Annotated in this window: 13 protein-coding genes and 2 pseudogenes; 13 read left to right on the forward strand and 2 right to left on the reverse strand. The window is 62.6% G+C overall.

Annotated features, from left to right (window positions below):
• Position 1 precedes the first annotated feature (1 nt).
• Genes AC2T4A_RS16615 through AC2T4A_RS16630 form a run of 4 tightly spaced genes read left to right on the forward strand, consistent with a single transcriptional unit; the run spans position 2 to position 3,316 of the window.
• Positions 2–574: a cupin domain-containing protein gene (locus AC2T4A_RS16615; RefSeq protein ID WP_486741228.1), complete on the forward strand. Its 573-nt coding sequence runs from the start codon at positions 2–4 to the stop codon at positions 572–574.
• Positions 571–1,563: a fumarylacetoacetate hydrolase family protein gene (locus AC2T4A_RS16620; protein ID WP_486741229.1), complete on the forward strand. Its 993-nt coding sequence runs from the start codon at positions 571–573 to the stop codon at positions 1,561–1,563. Before AC2T4A_RS16615 ends, AC2T4A_RS16620 begins: the two co-directional genes overlap by 4 nt.
• Entirely contained in the window at positions 1,554–2,537 is a 984-nt protein-coding gene (locus AC2T4A_RS16625) for an NAD-dependent epimerase/dehydratase family protein (RefSeq protein ID WP_486741230.1), read from the forward strand. Before AC2T4A_RS16620 ends, AC2T4A_RS16625 begins: the two co-directional genes overlap by 10 nt.
• Positions 2,534–3,316: a cyclase family protein gene (locus AC2T4A_RS16630; RefSeq protein ID WP_486741231.1), complete on the forward strand. Its 783-nt coding sequence runs from the start codon at positions 2,534–2,536 to the stop codon at positions 3,314–3,316. Before AC2T4A_RS16625 ends, AC2T4A_RS16630 begins: the two co-directional genes overlap by 4 nt.
• A gap of 822 nt (positions 3,317–4,138) precedes the next feature.
• On the opposite strand, the gene AC2T4A_RS16635 is transcribed toward AC2T4A_RS16630, so the two are convergent.
• Entirely contained in the window at positions 4,139–4,648 is a 510-nt protein-coding gene (locus tag AC2T4A_RS16635; RefSeq protein WP_486741232.1) for a hypothetical protein, read from the reverse strand.
• 71 nt (positions 4,649–4,719) lie between these two features.
• Entirely contained in the window at positions 4,720–5,148 is a 429-nt protein-coding gene (locus AC2T4A_RS16640) for an anti-virulence regulator CigR family protein (RefSeq protein WP_486741233.1), read from the reverse strand.
• A 529-nt stretch (positions 5,149–5,677) separates the two neighbouring features.
• On the opposite strand from AC2T4A_RS16640, the pseudogene AC2T4A_RS16645 reads away from it, so the two are divergent.
• The 9 genes and pseudogenes from AC2T4A_RS16645 to AC2T4A_RS16685 all read left to right on the forward strand — a co-directional run.
• Positions 5,678–5,827 (forward strand): annotated as a pseudogene (locus AC2T4A_RS16645) (hypothetical protein); the annotation flags it as partial.
• Positions 5,828–7,258: 1,431 nt separating this feature from the next.
• Positions 7,259–7,315 (forward strand): annotated as a pseudogene (locus AC2T4A_RS16650) (hypothetical protein); the annotation flags it as partial.
• A gap of 113 nt (positions 7,316–7,428) precedes the next feature.
• Positions 7,429–8,439 (forward strand): DUF1214 domain-containing protein, encoded by a 1,011-nt coding sequence (locus AC2T4A_RS16655; protein ID WP_486741234.1) that lies wholly within the window; start codon positions 7,429–7,431, stop codon positions 8,437–8,439.
• Positions 8,440–8,503: 64 nt separating this feature from the next.
• On the forward strand, positions 8,504–9,991 hold the full coding sequence (locus tag AC2T4A_RS16660) for a DUF1254 domain-containing protein (protein ID WP_416749834.1): 1,488 nt from the start codon (positions 8,504–8,506) through the stop codon (positions 9,989–9,991).
• A 155-nt stretch (positions 9,992–10,146) separates the two neighbouring features.
• Positions 10,147–11,751: a response regulator gene (locus AC2T4A_RS16665; RefSeq protein WP_486741235.1), complete on the forward strand. Its 1,605-nt coding sequence runs from the start codon at positions 10,147–10,149 to the stop codon at positions 11,749–11,751.
• 102 nt (positions 11,752–11,853) lie between these two features.
• Positions 11,854–12,684, forward strand: coding sequence for a hypothetical protein (locus AC2T4A_RS16670; protein ID WP_486741236.1), 831 nt, complete (start codon positions 11,854–11,856; stop codon positions 12,682–12,684).
• Between the two features lie 45 nt (positions 12,685–12,729).
• Complete coding sequence (locus AC2T4A_RS16675) at positions 12,730–16,641, forward strand: YadA-like family protein (RefSeq protein ID WP_486741237.1); 3,912 nt, start codon at positions 12,730–12,732, stop codon at positions 16,639–16,641.
• A 50-nt stretch (positions 16,642–16,691) separates the two neighbouring features.
• Positions 16,692–17,522, forward strand: a complete 831-nt coding sequence (locus AC2T4A_RS16680; protein WP_486741238.1) for an OmpA family protein — start codon at positions 16,692–16,694, stop codon at positions 17,520–17,522.
• Between the two features lie 3 nt (positions 17,523–17,525).
• Positions 17,526–18,383 carry a hypothetical protein gene (locus AC2T4A_RS16685; protein WP_416749824.1) on the forward strand — a complete coding sequence of 286 codons (858 nt, stop codon included), beginning with the start codon at positions 17,526–17,528 and terminating at the stop codon, positions 18,381–18,383.
• Positions 18,384–18,494: the final 111 nt, after the last annotated feature.

The following is an 18,494-nucleotide window of genomic DNA, read 5'->3' on the forward strand; positions in this document are numbered from 1 at the left end:
CATGCAACAGCTTCCCCCCTTCAAACGTGTGGTCACCGGCCATGATGCCCAGGGCCAGGCCGTGGTCGCCAGCTGCGGCCCGACGCCGAACAACTTCCCGCTCAAGGCCGTGCCGGGCACCCTGTTCTACGAGGTATGGAACAGCCATGGCAGCCCCGCACCGCTGGACAACGGCGACGATCCCACCGCGCAGCCGCTGCAGCTCAGCCCCGGCGCATTGGGCAGCGTCATCCGCGTGGTGGACATCCCCCCGGACAGCGTGCAGAACCAGGTCAGTACCGAAGACGCCGCAGCGGTCTTCGCCGAAATGGGTGAATCCCATGCCGGCACCGGCAAGGCCGACTCCAAGCACAAGCTGATGCATCGCACCCAGACCCTGGACTACGGCATTGTTACCGAGGGCGAGGTCTGGCTGGTGCTGGACGACGGCGAGGTGCACCTCAAACGTGGCGACATCGTGGTGCAGCGCGGGACCAATCATGCATGGAGCAACCGCACCGACGCGATGGCACGGATGGTGTTCATTCTTCTCGACGGTCGCTACGCGGCCGAGCTGAAGGATCTGTTGCCATGAAGCTCGCCACCCTCGATGACGGCAGTCGCGATGGCCGGCTGCTGGTGGTCTCACGCGACCTGACGCGGGCGGTGGATGCCAACGGTATCGCCGCTACCCTGCAGGCTGCGCTGGACAACTGGACGCTGCTGGAGTCCGACCTGCAGCGGCTGTACCAGCGGCTCAACGGCAATGCCGTCGCTGGCGCTTTCGACCTCGACCCGGCGCGGCTCGCCGCGCCGCTGCCGCGCGCCTGGCAATGGCTGGACGGCTCCTGCTTCCTCAGCCATGGCGAGTTGATGCAGAAGGCCTTCAACCTCGAGCCCATCGAAGGCGTGGAGCGCATTCCGCTGATCTACCAGGGCGCTGGCGACGACTTCCTCGGCCCGCGTGCGGACATCCCGCTGCCCAGCGAAGCCCACGGGATCGACTTCGAAGGCGAGTTTGCCGTGCTGCTCGATGAAGTGCCCATGGGCTGCCCGGCGGAGCAGGCGTTGCAGCATGTTCGCCTGGTGCTGCAGCTCAACGACGTCAGCCTGCGCGCCCTGGCGCCACGGGAAATGAAAACCGGCTTCGGCTTCCTCCAGGCCAAGCCGGCGTCCAGCTTCGCCCCGGTGGCGGTGACCCCGGACGAGCTGGGCAGCGCCTGGCGCGATGGCCGCGTGCACCTGCCGCTGAAGGTGGAGTGGAACGGCGAATGGTTCGGCCATCCCCATGGTGGCGCCATGCACTTCGGCTTCCATGACCTGATCGCCCACGCCGCCCTGACCCGGCGGCTGAGCGCCGGCACGCTGATCGGCTCGGGCACCGTGTCCAACGCCGACCGCTCGGTAGGCTCGGCCTGCATCGCCGAGCGCCGCGCCATCGAAACCATCGCCCACGGCGCACCGCGCACTGCGTTCATGCATTTCGACGACCGCGTGCGCATGGAGGCTCGCGGCAGCAAAGGCGAGGTGTTGTTCGGCGCCATCGACCAGCGCGTGGTGCAAGGGGGATGGCCATGCGCGTGATGGTCAGCGGGGCCAATGGCTTCGTCGGCCGCCTGCTGGTGAATCGCCTGCTGGAAGCGGGCGAGCTGCGTGGAAAGCGGATCGACGCCTTGTTGTTGCTGGACCAGAAACTCGAAGGCCTGCCGGACGATGCGCGCCTGCGGCGGCATTACGGCAGCGTCACCGATCCGGCGCTGCTGCGCCGCGTGCTGGCCGATGGTGTGGACGTGGTGTTCCACCTGGTGAGCGTGCCCGGCGGTGCCGCCGAAGCGCAGTACGAACTGGGTTACCAGGTCAACCTGCAAGCCAGCCTGGAGCTGTTGCAGCAGTTGCGCAATGCTGCGCGGCCGCCGGTACTGGTGTATGCCAGTAGCGTGGCGGTCTATGGCGGCGAGCTGCCGGCGCGGATGGACGAAGAGCAGCCAGCGGCGCCGCAGCTGTCCTACGCAGCGCACAAGCGCATGGTGGAAATTGCCTTGCAGGACCTCGCCCGGCGCGGCGAAGTGGACGGCCGCGCCCTGCGCCTGCCCGGTATTGTCGCCCGGCCGCGCGAGCCCAACGGGTTGCGCTCGGCGTTCATGAGCGACCTGCTGCACGCCTGTGCGGCGGGGGAAAGCTACACCTGCCCGGTTTCGCCGCAGGCCAGCGCCTGGTGGATGTCGGCGCGCTGCTGCGTGGACAACCTGGTGCACGCCGCCGAACTCAGGGAACCCGGCGGCCAGCGGGTCTGGCAACTGCCGGTGCTGCAGCTGTCCATTGCCCAGGTGCTCGCCGGGCTTGCCGCCTGTTTCGGTGAGGCCAACTGCGAGCGCATCACCTTCGAACCCGATCCGCAGCTGGAGGCGCTGTTCGGCGCCTACCCGCCGCTGCGCACGCCGCAGGCCCGCGAGCTGGGCTTCTGCCACGACGGCTCGGTAGCCGGCCTGCTGCGCAATGCCCTCGACCTTCCGCCGCGCCGCAGCCGCGCGGCGACCCGCAAAGGAATTTTCGCATGAGCCTGAGCCAACGCCGCTTGCTGGACCTGTCCGTGACCCTGGACAACAACCCCTACACCGACCCGCCGCCCCTGCTGCCGAAGATCGACTACATGGATCACCAGCAGGGCTGGCCGGAGATGGCTGCGATGTTCCCTGGCTTGCGCAAGCAGGACCTGCCCGGTGATGAATCCTGGGCGGCCGAGCGTCTGCATATCACCACCCACAGCGGTACCCACATGGACGCGCCGTGGCACTACGCATCCACCACCGATGGCGGCAAACCGGCCTTTGGCATCGACGAACTGCCGCTGGAATGGTGCCTGCAACCGGGCGTGAAACTGGACTTCCGCCACCTGCCGGACGGCCACGTAGTGACCGCCGCCGAGGTCGAAGCGGAGCTGGCACGCATCGGTCATGCCTTGCAGCCGCTGGACATCGTCCTGGTGAACACCCGCGCCGGCAGCCAGTTCGGCCAGCCGGGTTATCTCGAGGCCGGTGTCGGGATGGGTCGCGAGGCAACGCTTTACCTGCTGGAGCGCGGCGTACGGGTGGTGGGCACCGATGCCTGGAGCTGGGACGCGCCCTTCAAGTACACCCGCGAGCGCTTCGCCGCCTCGGGCGATGCGTCGATCATCTGGGAAGGCCACAAGGCCGGGCGCGACATCGGCTACGGGCAGATGGAGAAGCTCGCCAACCTGGAGCAACTGCCTAACCACGGATTCCTAGTCAGCTGCTTTCCCTACAAGATCCGCCACGCCTCCGCCGGTTTCGTGCGTGCCGTGGCGATCCTTGGTTAAAAGGGCCTGCGTCGTGTTCTGAAAAATGGCTGAGGCATAGAGTCGCCAGAGAGCGGCTGATTCCATTTCAGATCGATAGCTGCCTTCGGCCAGCGGCAGCTACCGACCCATAGCGGACGTTCAGCTTCGGTGCCTTAACGCTCGATTGGCCGTTCTTCGTGAGTGGCGCGTGCAGCTTGGTCTTCGCCACGAGACAATCGACGCTGGCGAAAGGCATTCCAAACACCCCAGAGCAGTCCAACTGAAACTGCCGCATAGGAGGCGAAGAGGGCGACTTGCTTGAAGGGGGCCAGAATCTGATCTAGGTCGTTCGCGGAGGCTGTTGTCGAGCCAATCAGGATCGCTCCGATTAGCCCAACCAGAACCAGAAATACGGGGAAACCATACAGGTACAGGTTTCGCTCAAAACCTCTCATGATGGAACTATTCTCCCTTTTTCAATGCAATTCCTTCCTTGGGAGTTGCGGTAATTTCCGACGTCAAGCCTGACCGACACCACGAACCTATGGCAGAGCTTATTACTGAGGAAAGTTAGCAGTGCCCGCGAGGCCTGCAAAGTTACTCAGAATGGCGCGAGCAGTCATACTGGCATAGTGCAATTATCGGTAAATTCTTTATGCGCCTGGCAGAAAGGAAGCTGAAGGCGTAAGGCGGCATCCGCAAATGTGGCCTTTGTCCTTGCATAGTTTTTCAGGCCAAGCCGGTCGCAGAAAGCTGGCTAATCTGGACTACATTCGTCATTCGCGTCCCGTGCTACCCGGCTCGCCCGCCGAGTCGGGTAGCTTTTTTACTGACGCATAGCGGACGTCTAGCATAAGAAGCTCAGTGCTCGTCTGGTGAGCTGGCGGTGCTGCCAGCCAGTTCCATTAGTACCTTGAGCTGGCCGGCCTTTATCGGAACGGTGAGATGTTCTGCGCCGTCAAAGATGGCTGTCTGCATATCCGGAGATAAGCCGCTCAGGATCAACTCGCAGAGCTTGCGCACTTCATCGAGGGTCGCGCGGTCAGTAGCCAAAATGCGCTTGGCCGTATGGTCGTCATGCGAAGCTCTAAGGGCCAAAGGCTCCCCCACACGAAGGCCACTGGCTTCTCCCTTCTCCAACGAGTCCAACGAGTAAGCAGGTAGAGCAAAAACGATCTCGATCTGCCTGGCCAAGTCCTCATCGATCCGTCTGAAGCCTTGCTTGGACGGTGGCGATAAGCATCGTGATATCAGGGTCGGGTTTTTGCCGAGCTTTTCAGCTGCTCGGCTCTGCGCACCTGGGGCGTTTACCCCGTAGGTGCGATCCAGGAGACGACGGAAGTTGAGCCGGCGAATCTCATAGTCAACCATGCTGCGCATTACTCACATTGATGATTCTGTTGCGCATTGCTGTTGGCCAGTTGCGCTATCAACACAGATGCTCAATCCAGCACGTTGTGCAGCACCTCATAGATGACGCCGGTGGCAATGGTCACCAGAAGCAGGTCGGTACCCGCCTGCTGCCATTCATAGCCGTCGTAATGAGGCAGGCGACCGACCAGTCGGCCGTCGAGTTTCTTCGCGATACCCGGTGGTAACGGTTTGCCGCGGGCGAGGTTCTTCTGAATTCCCGGCGGTAGCGATGCCCCAGGATTCCAGTAGTTGCGGTTGTCGTTGAGGATGACCTGTACACCGCCGATGTCGATCGAAGGGCCCCCTTGCCAGTTGTTCCCGCCACCTTGCCCTTGGTTGCCATGCTGCCCACCCTGACCATGCCCTTTCCCCTTGCCTGGGTCAGCCAACAAAGCAGGGGCCGAGCTGATTAGCGCAACGCCCAGGGCGGCCGCAAGCAGCGTGTTGAGCTTGAACATGTGCACAACTCCTTGTGGTGCATACAGTAGAAGTTGAGCGTAGCCGCTCAGATGTGAAACAGGAGTGAACAAGGCTGCACCTCAGTGCCAGCATTTCGTCGGGAGGCTACGAACCACCGGGGTTGCAGCGATGTCTCAGAACCAACTCAACATCGCCCTTGGAGGCGTCTCTACTATGAAGAAATCCCTGGTTGTTGCAGCAGTCTGTGCCTTCGCACTTGGTGCCACAGCAATGCTGCCCGCCGACCTCTCTCCGATTGGTTCGGTCTATGCCAAGGGCAACGGTGGTGGCGGTGGTAATGGTGGTGGCCACGGCGGAGGAAACGGTGGTGGCCACGGCGGCGGCAATGGTAGCGGCCATGGTGGTGGTAATAGCGCCGGGCATTCGGGTGGTAAAGGTGATGGCAATTCGGGTGTGCATGGTGCCAAGAGCAATGGTGCGAACGACGGTGGCGAGCACGCTGGCAAGGCCACTCGTGATCATGGCCTGAGCGGCAACCATTACGGCAGCGCCCGCAATGACGATAGCGGCCATGGCTCGACAACTTCGGGCGTCGCGCACTCCAAGGACACTCGGGGTCTTTCCAAGGCGACAGCCATCTCTTCCACGACGCCTGGTACCCACAACAACAAAGGTCTGAGTAACGCAGTGGATTCGTCCACCAAAAACGATCACTGATTGCTTTTGTAACGGCGTCAGAAGGGCCGGTTCGAGAGACCGGCCCTTCTTTTTGGGGTGGTTAGCGCCGGGAGCGCTCGTGTTATCGCTGCGATTCGCTACTAGGCGGCGTGCGATCGGCGGAGCCGAAATACGCCTCGGATGCTGTAGCCAGTAAGCTCTGCAGCTCAGCATGCTATTCAGCGCTGCGAGGATAGCCGCCAACTCTCCGTATGAAATCCAGCAGGCGTTGTTGTTTTGCTGCCGATGCGACGCTGTGCTCGACCTTTCTGCCTGTCATTTCCAGAACCTCACAATCCTTGGTTGCTTGGCCTCGCCAAGTTCCTGATGATTGAGTTGAAGTATTTGTGATTTGGTACATCAGTACATTGTCGTCGGTGACTTTGTGATCCACTTCACAGGTTCGTTTTCACCGCTGGCCAATTGCCCCTTTCTACTGCCCGTACGTCGCCTGCCAATAAGTACAACGCTTTCGAGAAGGCAGCTAGCGGCTCTGATGGCTGCTATTGGCCGATAGCTGCCCCGGAATAGAGGCAGCATCCGACCCATAGCGGACTCTCGTTTACAGGTCTCCTGCAGACTTGCTTATGGGGTTGTGGCGGCAACAACTTGTCTCTGTTCGAGACGCAATCTGGCGCCGCACCAAGGCTCCACGGAAAATTGTGATCTGCGCGGGCGCATCAATGCTTACTCGAAGAGGGTTGGAGTTCGAGGTGGTATTGGTTTGGACGGTGACGCCAATGCGTAGGAGCTCCTGCAACAGGATCCCGATATTGATGCCAGGCTCAATGAGCAATCGGACTTGCTCGCCATCACGCGATTGACGCACAGGTACCCCTTGCGGAAATCCTTCTTGATTGAAGGGAAGCCCATATTGCTGCTGCCAGCTTCGCACATGAAAGCGCTGAAATGGGCTTTGCACCGCAGGGCCGACGCGGGATGCCTGCCACGAGCAACGGCTCAGGATGCCGATTGACAGGGGCTGTTTTCTTCCCAAGCGGACTATCGGAAGCTTTGACTTGTGGAGTACCTGACGCGATCTAGACTCCGTATTCCATGGAGCCCGGAATGTTGAGCGTGTGCGTCATCCGAACGCCACCGCAGTTCACAGGTTCGCCTCCTTAGCGCATTCACAAAGCAAGGAAGTCGACGATGCCACACCCGCTGAAACTGCTGTCCATAGCCGTCCTGAGCCTTTCCATCGGCGTACCGGTGCTTCATGCCGCCGAGCAATCACCCGTCGCAGAGATTACCCAGCCCGCCACGGGTGTGATGATGCATCCCGAGTACGCCAAGACCATTGCACGCATGGCGTACCTCTGGGGCTGGCCGATGGTGAACATGCTCAATCGTAATGACACGATCACCAAGGCTCCGCACCCGGGTCTGCTGGGCGGCATTCTGCCGGTAGCTCCCCGTGGTCAACTGGGCATGCTGCACGACTACATCACCCCGGCGGAAACGTTTGTCACCTGCCCGAACCAGGATGTGGTCTACGGGCTGGGATTCTTCTCCCTCGACGATGAGCCGGTCATCATCCAGGTGCGGATTTCGGCGACCGGTTCTGGGTCTACTCGATCTATGACCAGCGCACCGACCAGGTGGGCGAACTGGGCAAACCCTATGGCAGCAAGGCGGGCTTCTACCTGCTGGTGGGGCCGAACTGGAAGGGCGACAAGCCCGATGGCGTCGAGGCAATCATCCGCAGCCCCACGGCGCTGACCAATGCCATCCCGCGCATCTTCATGGACGACACCGCCGAGGACCGCGCGGCGATCCAGGAAAAACTCAACCAGATCGCCTTCTACCCGTTGAAAGACTTCGACGGGAAGATGAAGAGCATCGACTGGAAGAACACCCCGGATATCCCCAACCCCAACGCGGCCAAGGCGAGTGGCGGGGAAACCAAGTGGGTAATCCCGGAGAAGTTCTTCGATCAGTTCCCCAGGGTGCTGGAAATGGTGCCACCGCTGCCGGGCGAAGAGGCGCTCTACGGCCAGTTCCGCTTGCTGATGGACGCCGCCGCCAAGGACCCGGAGCTGAAGAAGGTACTGGTGCAGACGGCGGTAGAGAGCGAGAAGGAAATCATCAAGCCGTTCTTCGAGTGGAGACACAACGGACGCCCGGCGGGGAACGGATGGAACCGTTCGACCAACAACGCGAAGTTCGGCATCGATTACTTCAACCGCACCGGCACGGCGAAGTCGAACATGTTCGACAACCGCCCGACCGAGACCCAGTACTTCTATACCGACTTCGACAAGACCGGCGCTCAGCTTAACGGTGCACACAGCTACGAAGTGACCTTCGCCGCCGGCCAGGAACCCCCGGTGAACGGCTTCTGGTCGCTGACGCTGTACAACGAGAAGCACTTGTTCAGCACCAACAAGCTCAACCGCTACTCCCTGGGCACCAAGAACAAGGACCTCAAGCGCAATGCGGATGGCTCACTGACGATTCATATCGGCCCGACCTCGCCCGGCAAGGATCAGGAGAGCAATTGGCTGCCGTCGCCCAAGGAGCCGATCTCGCTGTACATCCGCTCGTACTGGGGCAAGGAACCGATCCTCGATGGCAGCTGGAAACCGCCGGTGATCAAGAAGATCAAGTAAGCGTTGAGCTGCATTTCTCTCGGCGGTGCGATATGCGCCGCCCTTTACTTTCAGGAGATTGAGCATGGGTTCCATGCATCGAGTATTCGCGCTGTCGGCATTGGCCGCTTCACTGATGTGTTTGCCAGCGGTACAGGCGGCGGATCAGGCACCCGCTTCACCGCTGATCAAACAGATCAATAACGGCAACTGGCTCGACCCCAAGGAAGCAGAAAGCCTGCGCGATGAGCTGTACTACCAGCGTGCGGTGTACGCCTACATGACCATGCTCCCGGCACTCAACACCATCGGCATGAAGGACGGCTCGGAGAAGGCCTTCGGCGCCGGCTACAACGTGCTGCCGATCTGGAAGCAGCGAATGGACGCGCGAACCATGGTGCCCACGCCCAATGCCGACGTGATCTATTCAATGAGCTACCTGGACCTGAAGCAGACCGGACCGTTGGTGGTGAAGGCGCCGGCGAACGTCATCGGCATGTTCACCGACTTCTTCCAGCGCACGCTCACCGACGTGGGCGCCGTAGGGCCGGACCGCGCCCGTGGCGGCCTTTACCTGCTGCTGCCGCCGGACTACAACGGGCCCGTGCCGGGCGGGTACTTCGCGGTCAAGTCGCGTACCTACAACGTCTTCCTGTTCTTCCGCACCGTGATGGCCAAGGGCGAGGGCAAGCCCGATCCGGCGCCAGCGGTGAAGAATGCCGAGCTGACCCGCGTCTATCCGTTGTTCACGGTGGAGAAGGACGTCAAACCCATGGAGTTCCCGGATGCCAGCGGCAAGGCGCTGAACATGATGTACCCGGTGGACAACACCTACTGGAGCAAGCTCAAGGCCTTCGTTGACTACGAGCCGGTCGAGGCCATCGACCCCGAGCTGCGCGGCGTGCTGGCCTCCATCGGCATCATCAAGGGCGAGCCGTTCAAGCCCTCGGCGAAGCAGGAGGAATTGCTGAAGAAGGCCGTGGAGACTGCGCCGAAAATGATCCTCGCCAACCGTCAGCTGGGCCGCGAGGATAAGCGCAACCTCTACTACAAGGACCGCCAGTACGAGAACACCTGGGCCGGCGGCACCAACGACTGGATGCAGGACAGCTACCTGGATGTGAGCCAGCGCGCCAACTTCTTCCAGTTCGCCTACTCCTCAGCGCCGGCCATGGTGATGCACACCACGGGTGCCGGTTCGAAGTATCCCTTCACCGGCCGCGACAAGGACGGCAAGTTCCTCGAAGGCGGCAGCACCTACAAGCTGCGCCTGCCGCCCAACCCGCCTGCCGCGCTGTTCTGGGCCGTGACGGCCTACAACATCACCGACGGCACGATGCCCGAAACCAAGCAACTGCTGCCGTCCACCAATGGCTACTACGACATTCCGAAACAGCAGGATGGCTCCATAGAAATCTGGTTCGGCCCGGAGAAACCCGCCGATGTGGCCGACGCTGCATTCATCGAGACTATCCCTGGGCGCAACTTCCTCGTCGCGCTGCGCCTGTACGGCAGTGAGGACGCCTTCTACGACCAGACGTGGAAGCCGGATGATGTGGTGAAGGTAAAGTAAGAGAGGCCGGCCACGCTGGCGGGCTTATCCGTCAGCGTGCGCTATTGGCAGGCTGGCCCCATTGGCTTGGCACTGCCTGCAGTCGAAGGTTGGGCGCACTTGTCGTGTTTACCTATGCTGATCGCACGGAGATTGTCAGATAAGGAAAGAGAACAATGGCCACGGCACTTCTCGTGGATCCGACACCGATCGTGCGCAGCGCCTTGCGGGATTTGCTGGAAAGCATGGGGCACGGCAGCATCGACGAGGCGATCGACGTTCCGACGGCATTGACGCTGGCCCGTGAGAAGCGACCGGAGCTGGTCATTCTCGAGATGGCGCTGCCCGGTGCGGGAGGCCTCGACCTGCTGCGCCGGCTACGTGCGCGTGACCCTGCTCAAAAGCTGCTGGTCTATAGCCGGCAGAATCCCGCCCATTTTGCACCCTTGTGCTTTCAGGCCGGCGCCAGTGGCTTTGTCAGCAAGGATGAGGACATCACAGGGTTGCACAAGGCAATTGTCGATGTGCTGGCCGGCCGCGCGCACTTCGCCAGGGAATACATGCAGCCGGGCAGTGGGGGCGAGCTCGGGAATCTGACGCCTCGCGAATTGGCGGTGCTGCAACTGATCGCCGAAGGGCATTCCAATCTACGCATTGCCGAGCAACTGCGGATCAGCTTCAAGACGGTCAGCACCTACAAGGGGCATCTTCTCGAGAAGCTGCACGTCGGCTCCAACGTGGAGCTGGCCGAAATCGCGCGACGCAACGGCCTGCTGGCCGGGCAGGAAAGCAGTGCCGGCGCCCTGACGACCGAGGCGTTGCCGCTGGAACTGAACATGTTGCGCGACCTGGTCGACGCTGCGCCCAATCCCATGTTCGTGCGCACCATCGAAGGCAGGTTGTTGTTCTGCAACCAGGGTTTTCTCGACTACTACCACATCACCGCGGAAGAGGCGTTGAACTCGGGGCTCGCCGATGCGCGCTGGTTTTCGGCGGCGGTGCGCGAGAGGATTTCCGAATCGTTCAAGCGACTGGTCAATGATGGCGTTCCCATTTCCATGACCAACCGCGTGGAGATATTCGGCGTGCCGCGCGTGCTGCACTTCTGGATGGTGCCATACCGCGAGTCAAGCGGGGCGCCCGCGGGAATGCTCGGCAGCTTGCAGGACATCACGTCCAGCGAGGAACACCTGATCGATCTGCGCGACCAGGCGCTTGTTGCGCAGACGCAGTTGAGGCAGCGCACCGAATTCTACATGTCATCCTTGAGTGAGCTGGCCGAACGCCTGGCGAACATGGGGTTGCACCCGTCGACTCCTGGCCTCGCCGATCTGACCGGGCGCCTGGCGCGGCTGCGGCGCATCTGTGATCTGGAGGACGGGCAGGTGCCATCGCAGCCGGTGGCTTGCGAACTGCGCGCCTTGATCGGGCGCAGCCTGGCCGGGCATCCCGCCAGCCTTTTCGGCGTCGCGAACAACGACATCAACCGCGTCTGGGTGGACGCACGGCTCTTCTCCGAATGGATGGCGAGCGCCCTGGCTTTGTTCCGAGCCGACAACGACGCTCCGCTCATTTTGCGCCTGGATATCTCCACTCGCGAGTACGGGCGCCTTGGCGCGCGTCTGGAAATCCGCGGGCGGATGGCGCCGCTAAGCATCATTGATCGCAGTCACACGGCGCGGCTGGCCGAGCACCTCAAGGGGCACTACAGCCATGAGAGCGAAGGCGATGAAGCCACCGTCACCCTCGAGCTCGAACTACTCCTGGCCAGCCGGGAGTGACTATCGAAGAAGTCTGATGGCGCTGCCTGAAGGACTCTGAGTTCGCTGCGAAGCCTCCCTCCCTAGCATGTGGGCAACCCGATCACTTCCGGACTTGCCACCATGACTTCCCTCTCTGAATCGACATTCCCGCGCCGTCTGGGCGCACTCTCCATGCTCGCCGTCGCCCTGCTCATGGCAGGCGGATCTGCCCTGGCCGCGCCTGCTGCGGCGCAGCAGAAGCCCGCACAACCGCTGGTGATGCTCGCCCATCAGCAGTTTCTCGAAGGCGACCTCGCCTCTGCACAGGCCTTGCTCCGCGAAGCCGGCGCCAAAGGGCAGGGCGGTACTCGCGCACTGGCCGAGCAGGCGTTCCTGGAAGACGCCACCGGTCGTCACATGCGCGCCCGGCAGCTCTACGACGCTCTGAAGGGCAGCGACCAGGAAGCCGTCATCGCGGTTCCCTCGGCGGTGAACCTGACTGCCCTGGCCCGTTTCGACCAGGCACGGAGCTCGTTCGCCGCTCTGCAGAAGCGCTCTCCCAGCTCTCAGGTGAAAGCCTACGCCGGGCTGTGGAGCCTCTGGCTTGGTGCGCGCGGCGCCAGCGACGCCGGACTCAAGCCGGACGCGGCCAGGGCGCGGGTACAGAAGATTGCCCGCGGCATCAGGCCGGTCACCGCTCAGCAGCGCGCGTTGGTAGCCCTCTACCAGGGCAAGACCGATAGCTCGGCGGTGTTCGCCGAGATCGACGCCCTGCAGGTCCCCGAGGCGATCAAGCGTGACTTGCGCACCGAGGCCGGATTGTTCGCAGGCGCCTACCTCGACTACGTACGCCAGGACCACCAGGGCGCACTGCGCATCTACCAGCTCGCCCTGGGGCAATCGCGCCCCGCGGCCATGGAGCGCCCGCTGCTGATCCAGTCCAGCCGCGCCCTGCAACTGTCTTCTCGCTGATTTCCCTTACCCATGCCGGGGCATGCCCCTGGAAGGAGTTCCTTCGTGAACAGAATCTATCGTCTCGTCTGGTCGAAAACCCAGCAGTGCTGGAGCGTGGCCTGTGAGTACGCCCGCAAGTCGGGCAAGGGCGGCCGCGCGCTCGCGGTCCTCGGCCTGGGGGGCCTCAGCGGTCTCTTCCTCGGTGACGCCTTTGCCGCCGGCGGCTCGACCTATGAAAAAGGAATCGCCGGAAACGCCGGCATCTACGTCAATGACAGCACCGATTCAGGCTGCATATTCGTTCACGATACCGGCGTGAGCGGTGACCAGGGCTGGAAGTACGACGGCAACAACAGCAACTGCAAGGCCGGTGACAAGTCGAGTCAGACCGGCCGAGTGCTCTTCTACGGCACCGGCACCCAGAGCGATGGCACCAACTCGCTGACTCTGGGCAACGAGCTGTACGTGAACGGCGGCCGCATTGGCCTGAACAACAAGATCGACGGAACCAATTCCCTGGCCATCGGCAATGTTGGTACTGATGCCGCGGGTGCTGCCACAGGCACTCAAGCCGTCGCCGTCGATTCGGTGGCGATCGGCAACAATGCCGTAGCCAGCAAGCAGAACGCAGTCGCCCTGGGGACCGCTGCCCAGGCGTTGGCCCAGGACGGCGTTGCCCTCGGCTCGGGTTCGGTCGCGGGAACCTCGGCCGGCGCGCCTGGTTATGTCCCCGATGGTGCCAGCCAGGTACAGGCCAATGCGATTGGCGCCACCACCAGCACGCTGGGCGCGATAGCCGTCGGCGACGCTGCCACGGGCAAGTTCCGCCAGATCACCAGCCTGGCAGCCGGCACCCAGGACAGCGATGCGGTCAACGTGGCGCAACTCAAGGGTGTGGTCGGCAGCGCAACCGCCGATGCAGTGATGTACGACAACAGCACCCATAACCACATCACCCTCGGTGGCGACACCTACGACAACAGCACGCACACCGGTGGCACGACCATAACCAACGTGGCCAACGGGGTGAACAACAGCGACGCGGTCAACGTCTCGCAACTGAGTGAGCTGGCCAATACCCCGATCACCTTCGTCGGCAACTCCGGCGCGGTCGGCAAGAAGCTGGGTGACAGCTTCATTATCGAAGGCGCGGCCACGACCGCAGGTTCCTACTCAGGCGCCAACCTGAAGACCGAAGTGGATGGCAACGGCAACCTGCAAGTGCAGATCGCCGACAACGCCGTGTTCGACTCGGTGACCGCTGGCAATACCACGATCAACAACAATGGTCTGAGCATCATCGGCGGCCCGAGCGTGACCATCGCCGGTATCGACGCCGGCAACCAGAAGATCATCAACGTGGCACCCGGCGACATCAGTTCCGGCTCCACCGAGGCGGTCAACGGTTCGCAGTTGAATGCCACCAACCAGCAGGTGGACCAGAACACTACGAACATCAGCAACGTGACCAACAACGTCAACGACCTTAACAACGGGGCGGCCGGTCCGGTGCAACGCACCGGAAGCGATGTGCTGTCACTGATCGCCGCCGGCGGCGAGGCTTACGCGCCGGGTGTGGCCCAGACACTGAACAATGTGGCGAACGGGGCGATCAACACCAGCTCTACGGATGCGGTCAATGGCTCGCAGCTCTACGGCCTGGCCAACTCCACCGCCAATGCCTTGGGCGGCGGCTCGACGGTCAACTCGGACGGCTCACTGTCGGCGCCGACCTACTTCGTCGATGGTTCGACGGTGAACAACGTCGGCGATGCCATCACCAACATCGATGGCCGGGTCACGAACAACACCGCCAATATCACCACCCTGCAGCAGGATGCACTGCAGTGGAACGACAGCCTGGGCGCCTATGACGCCAGCCACGGTACGGGCGATGCGCAGAAGATCACCAACGTGGCGCCCGGCGACATCAGCGCTGGGTCCACCGATGCGGTCAACGGCTCGCAGCTCAATGCGACCAACCAGCAGGTGGACCAGAACACCACCGCTATCAGCAACGTCACCACCAACATCAGTAACGGCACGATCGGCCCGGTGCAGCGCACGGGAGCGAATCAGTTGTCGTTGATTGCGGCGGGTGGCGATGCCGCCACGCCGGGGGCCGCCCAGGTGCTGAACAACGTAGCAGCGGGTGCAATCAACCCCACTTCGACGGACGCGATCAATGGCTCGCAACTGCACGACACCAATCAGCAGGTCGACGCCAACACCACCCAGATCACCAACCTCGATGGCCGGGTGACCAACGTAGAAGGCGACGTCACCACGCTGCAAGGCGATGTGACCAACCTGGGCGACCACGTCGACAACATCTACAACACCGGCACCAAGTACTTCCACGCCAACTCCACCGGCACTGATTCCTCCGCCACCGGTGTGGACTCGGTGGCCATCGGCATGGGCGCGGTTTCCAGTCATGACGGCAGCATCGCCCTGGGCGCCGGTTCCATTGCGGACGGCAGTACCCTGGGCCACCAGGCCTACCTGGTAGGCGGCAGCGCCAAGGGCGAGGTCAATATCGGCGAGCGCCGCATCACGGGCCTGTCGGCCGGCGCGGACGACACCGATGCGGTAAACGTCGCCCAGCTCAAGCAGGTATCGGGCGCGGCTACCGAAGGCTCGGTCAAGTACGACCTCAATGGCGACGGCAGCATCAACTACAACAGCGTGACCATGGGTGGCAGCACCTATAACAGTGTTACCAGGACCGGCGGCACGAAGATCACCAACGTCGCTCGCGGCGAAAGCGACAGCGATGCGGTGAACATGTCCCAGCTCAACGAGACCAACGCCCAGGTCACCAACATCGACGGCCGCGTCACCACCGTCGAGGGCAGCATCACCACCATCAACAACGGCGGCGGCATCAAGTACTTCCACGCCAACTCGAGCAAGGCCGACTCGGTCGCCAGCGGTACCGACTCGGTCGCCGTCGGCCCCAATGCCCAGGCCAGCGGCAAGGGTGCTGTCGCCATGGGTGACGGTGCCAGCGCCGCGGCCGATGGCAGCGTGGCCCTGGGGCAGGGCGCCAGCGACAACGGCCGTGGTGCCGAAAGCTACACCGGCAAGTACTCCAACGCGGCCAACGCGAGCGTCGGTACCGTCTCGGTGGGCAACGCCGCTACCGGCGAAACGCGCACCCTGAGCAACGTCGCCGATGGCAAGGAGGCCACGGATGCGGTCAACCTGCGTCAACTCGATGGAGCCGTGACGCAGTCCAAGCAATACACCGACGACTCCATCAGCAACGTCAACACCCAGGTTGCCAACGTCACCACCAACGTCAGCAACCTCGACAACCGCGTGACTCATGTCGAGGGCGATGTGAGCAACGTGCAGAACGGCACCGACGGCATGTTCCAAGTGAACAACAGCAGCCACCTGCCCAAGCCGAAGGCGACCGGCAATGACACGGTAGCCGGCGGCGCCGGGGCCCAAGCGATGGGCGACAGCAGCACCGCGATTGGCTCCAACGCCAGGGCCAAAGGGCGCAACTCGGTCGCCATCGGTGCCAACTCGGTGGCCGAGCGCGACAACAGTGTCTCGGTCGGCAGCGCCGGAGGCGAACGGCAGATCACCAACGTCGCCGCCGGCACCGCCGATACCGATGCGGTGAACGTCGGTCAACTGAACAAGAGCATGGGCGACATCTCCAACCAGTTCTACGACTACACCGACTCCCGCTACAACGCGCTGCGCCACGACCTGAAGAAACAGGACGACATCCTCAGCTCGGGCATCGCCGGCGCAATGGCCATGGCCACGCTTCCGCAGCCGTACTCGCCCGGAGCCAGTATGGCCACCGTCGGGCTCGGCAACTTCCGAGGCCAAGGAGCGCTGGCTGTGGGTGTGTCGAAGATTTCCGACAACGGCAAGTGGGTCACCAAGCTGCAGGGCAGCACAACCAGCCAGGGTGAGACCGGCGTTGCCGTCGGCGTCGGTTACCAGTGGTGAGTCTTTCCATCCTGGCCCGGCTTCGGCCGGGCCAGTCCCAGGAGATCAACATGAATACGTTCAAATCCGTCACTACCCGCACTCTGCTCATCACTTACGCCGGTCTGCTGCTGGCCGCCTGCGGCACCCTCAGCCAGGTGGACGACCAGGGGCACAGCACTGCGCCCAAATTCCCCGCAGCAAGCGAGTCCTATCGTCCGCAAGGCAGCTACGCGAATCTTGAAAACCTGGCGAAGATCCAGCCGGGCATGAGCAAGGCGCAGCTGTACGAGCTGATCGGGCCACCGCACTTCCACGAAGGCCTGTTCGCCATACGCGAGTGGGACTACGTCCTGCGCTTCCGTCGTGCCGGCCAGGCCGATCTGGTCTGTCAGTACAAGGTGCTGTTCGACAAGGACATGCAAGCGCAGAGCTTCCTGTATTCGCCGGCTGATTGCCTCGATCGGCTCAAGCCGGCAGCCAGCCCCGTCGTCCAGCCTGTTTCGTCGAAACAACGGGTGACTCTGTCCGCTGACGCCAGCTTCGCCTTCGACCGGGCGGACCTGAGCGCCGACGGCCGCAATAGCCTGGATCGCCTGGCCATGCGGATTCGCGACGAGCACCCGCAACACATTGTCGTGACCGGGCACTCCGACCGTCTCGGTTCGCACGCCCACAACCTCGACCTCTCGCTGCGCCGGGCCGAAGCGGTCCGTGACTACCTGGCCGCCGCGGGCGTGCCGGCGGGGTCGATGCAGGTTCGCGGTGTCGGCGCGGCCGAGCCGCTGGTGAGTTGCCCGGATGCACCGCGCGAGCAATTGATCCAGTGCCTGGCAAGCAATCGCCGGGTCGTCGTCGAGTTCACCGCCAGCGTGGCCCAGTCCATCCAGAGTGAGGAATGAATCATGAATATTTCCAGCAAATGGCTGACCGCCACCCTGTTGCCGCTGTGCCTGTTGGCCGGCTGCAATGACACCGCTCGCAACGCCAGCAGTGCCCAGGTAAAGACCGAAGCCCTCGGTACCCTCGAGTACCCAGCTCTGCCGGTGATTCGCAACGCGGTCTTCAGCATGTCGCCGCTGGTAGATGGCAAGCGCAACCCGGCGGTCATGCAGCATATCTGCGGCCTGGCACGGGGCGAGATGAAGCAGGAGGATGTCGACAGGTTTGTCAGCGCCAGTGGCGAAACCGGCGAGGCCCTGAAGAAGAAAGGCGGGGTGACCGCGCTGCTGGTCAGCGGCAATGTTCAGGGCCAGCAGATCGCCTGTGCTTCCTTCCTGGCCACGACACCGCTCGTCCAGCTCGACAGCCATGACTTCGTCGCTGCGCAGAAATCCGCCGACGGCAGGCTTCAGGTCAATCCGGCTCGTCTGGGAGAGGTCATGGCGGTTCGCATGGCCCTGGCTCGCACCGATGCCGAGTATTTCTCGTTGATCGCCGAAAAACTGCAGCAGACGCCGGGCCTGAGCTCCGCGCAGTACCAGAGCAGGGCCCGGGAGCTGTTCTCCGAACTGGCCCCGGCCTACCTGGAGCGCGTCAAGCAGCAGATGCCGCTGCCCGGCACCCAGTACTCCATCAAGCGACTGGACAATGAACGCTTTGCCTTCAGTACGTCCAACGGCGGCGAATACGAATACGGGAACGATGGAATGACCCTGCATCAGGACAACATCACCTGGTACGGCGATGGGATGCTGATGGGGCAGCGACATACGCTCAAAATCGCCTATTACCCCGATGCAGTAGTGAATCGCATCAACTAGGTGTCAAAGGCGCCGATTCCCGTGCTCGGGATGGCTCACTGACTCGATCCGCATCACGTCATTACGGGGTGCGGATTTTGTCATTCGGCCAGACAGTCGACCGGCGCTTCT

Source organism: Pseudomonas sp. PVC-3-1 (assembly GCF_057444315.1).

What these genes read in the sequence shown, in the direction of transcription:
- AC2T4A_RS16615 (WP_486741228.1), top strand. Translation starts at nt 2, where the DNA reads ATGCAACAGCTTCCCCCCTTCAAACGTGTGGTCACCGGCCATGATGCC.
- AC2T4A_RS16620 (WP_486741229.1), top strand. Translation starts at nt 571, where the DNA reads ATGAAGCTCGCCACCCTCGATGACGGCAGTCGCGATGGCCGGCTGCTG.
- AC2T4A_RS16625 (WP_486741230.1), top strand. Translation starts at nt 1,554, where the DNA reads ATGCGCGTGATGGTCAGCGGGGCCAATGGCTTCGTCGGCCGCCTGCTG.
- AC2T4A_RS16630 (WP_486741231.1), top strand. Translation starts at nt 2,534, where the DNA reads ATGAGCCTGAGCCAACGCCGCTTGCTGGACCTGTCCGTGACCCTGGAC.
- AC2T4A_RS16635 (WP_486741232.1), bottom strand. Translation starts at nt 4,648, where the DNA reads ATGGTTGACTATGAGATTCGCCGGCTCAACTTCCGTCGTCTCCTGGAT.
- AC2T4A_RS16640 (WP_486741233.1), bottom strand. Translation starts at nt 5,148, where the DNA reads ATGTTCAAGCTCAACACGCTGCTTGCGGCCGCCCTGGGCGTTGCGCTA.
- AC2T4A_RS16660 (WP_416749834.1), top strand. Translation starts at nt 8,504, where the DNA reads ATGGGTTCCATGCATCGAGTATTCGCGCTGTCGGCATTGGCCGCTTCA.
- AC2T4A_RS16665 (WP_486741235.1), top strand. Translation starts at nt 10,147, where the DNA reads ATGGCCACGGCACTTCTCGTGGATCCGACACCGATCGTGCGCAGCGCC.
- AC2T4A_RS16670 (WP_486741236.1), top strand. Translation starts at nt 11,854, where the DNA reads ATGACTTCCCTCTCTGAATCGACATTCCCGCGCCGTCTGGGCGCACTC.
- AC2T4A_RS16680 (WP_486741238.1), top strand. Translation starts at nt 16,692, where the DNA reads ATGAATACGTTCAAATCCGTCACTACCCGCACTCTGCTCATCACTTAC.
- AC2T4A_RS16685 (WP_416749824.1), top strand. Translation starts at nt 17,526, where the DNA reads ATGAATATTTCCAGCAAATGGCTGACCGCCACCCTGTTGCCGCTGTGC.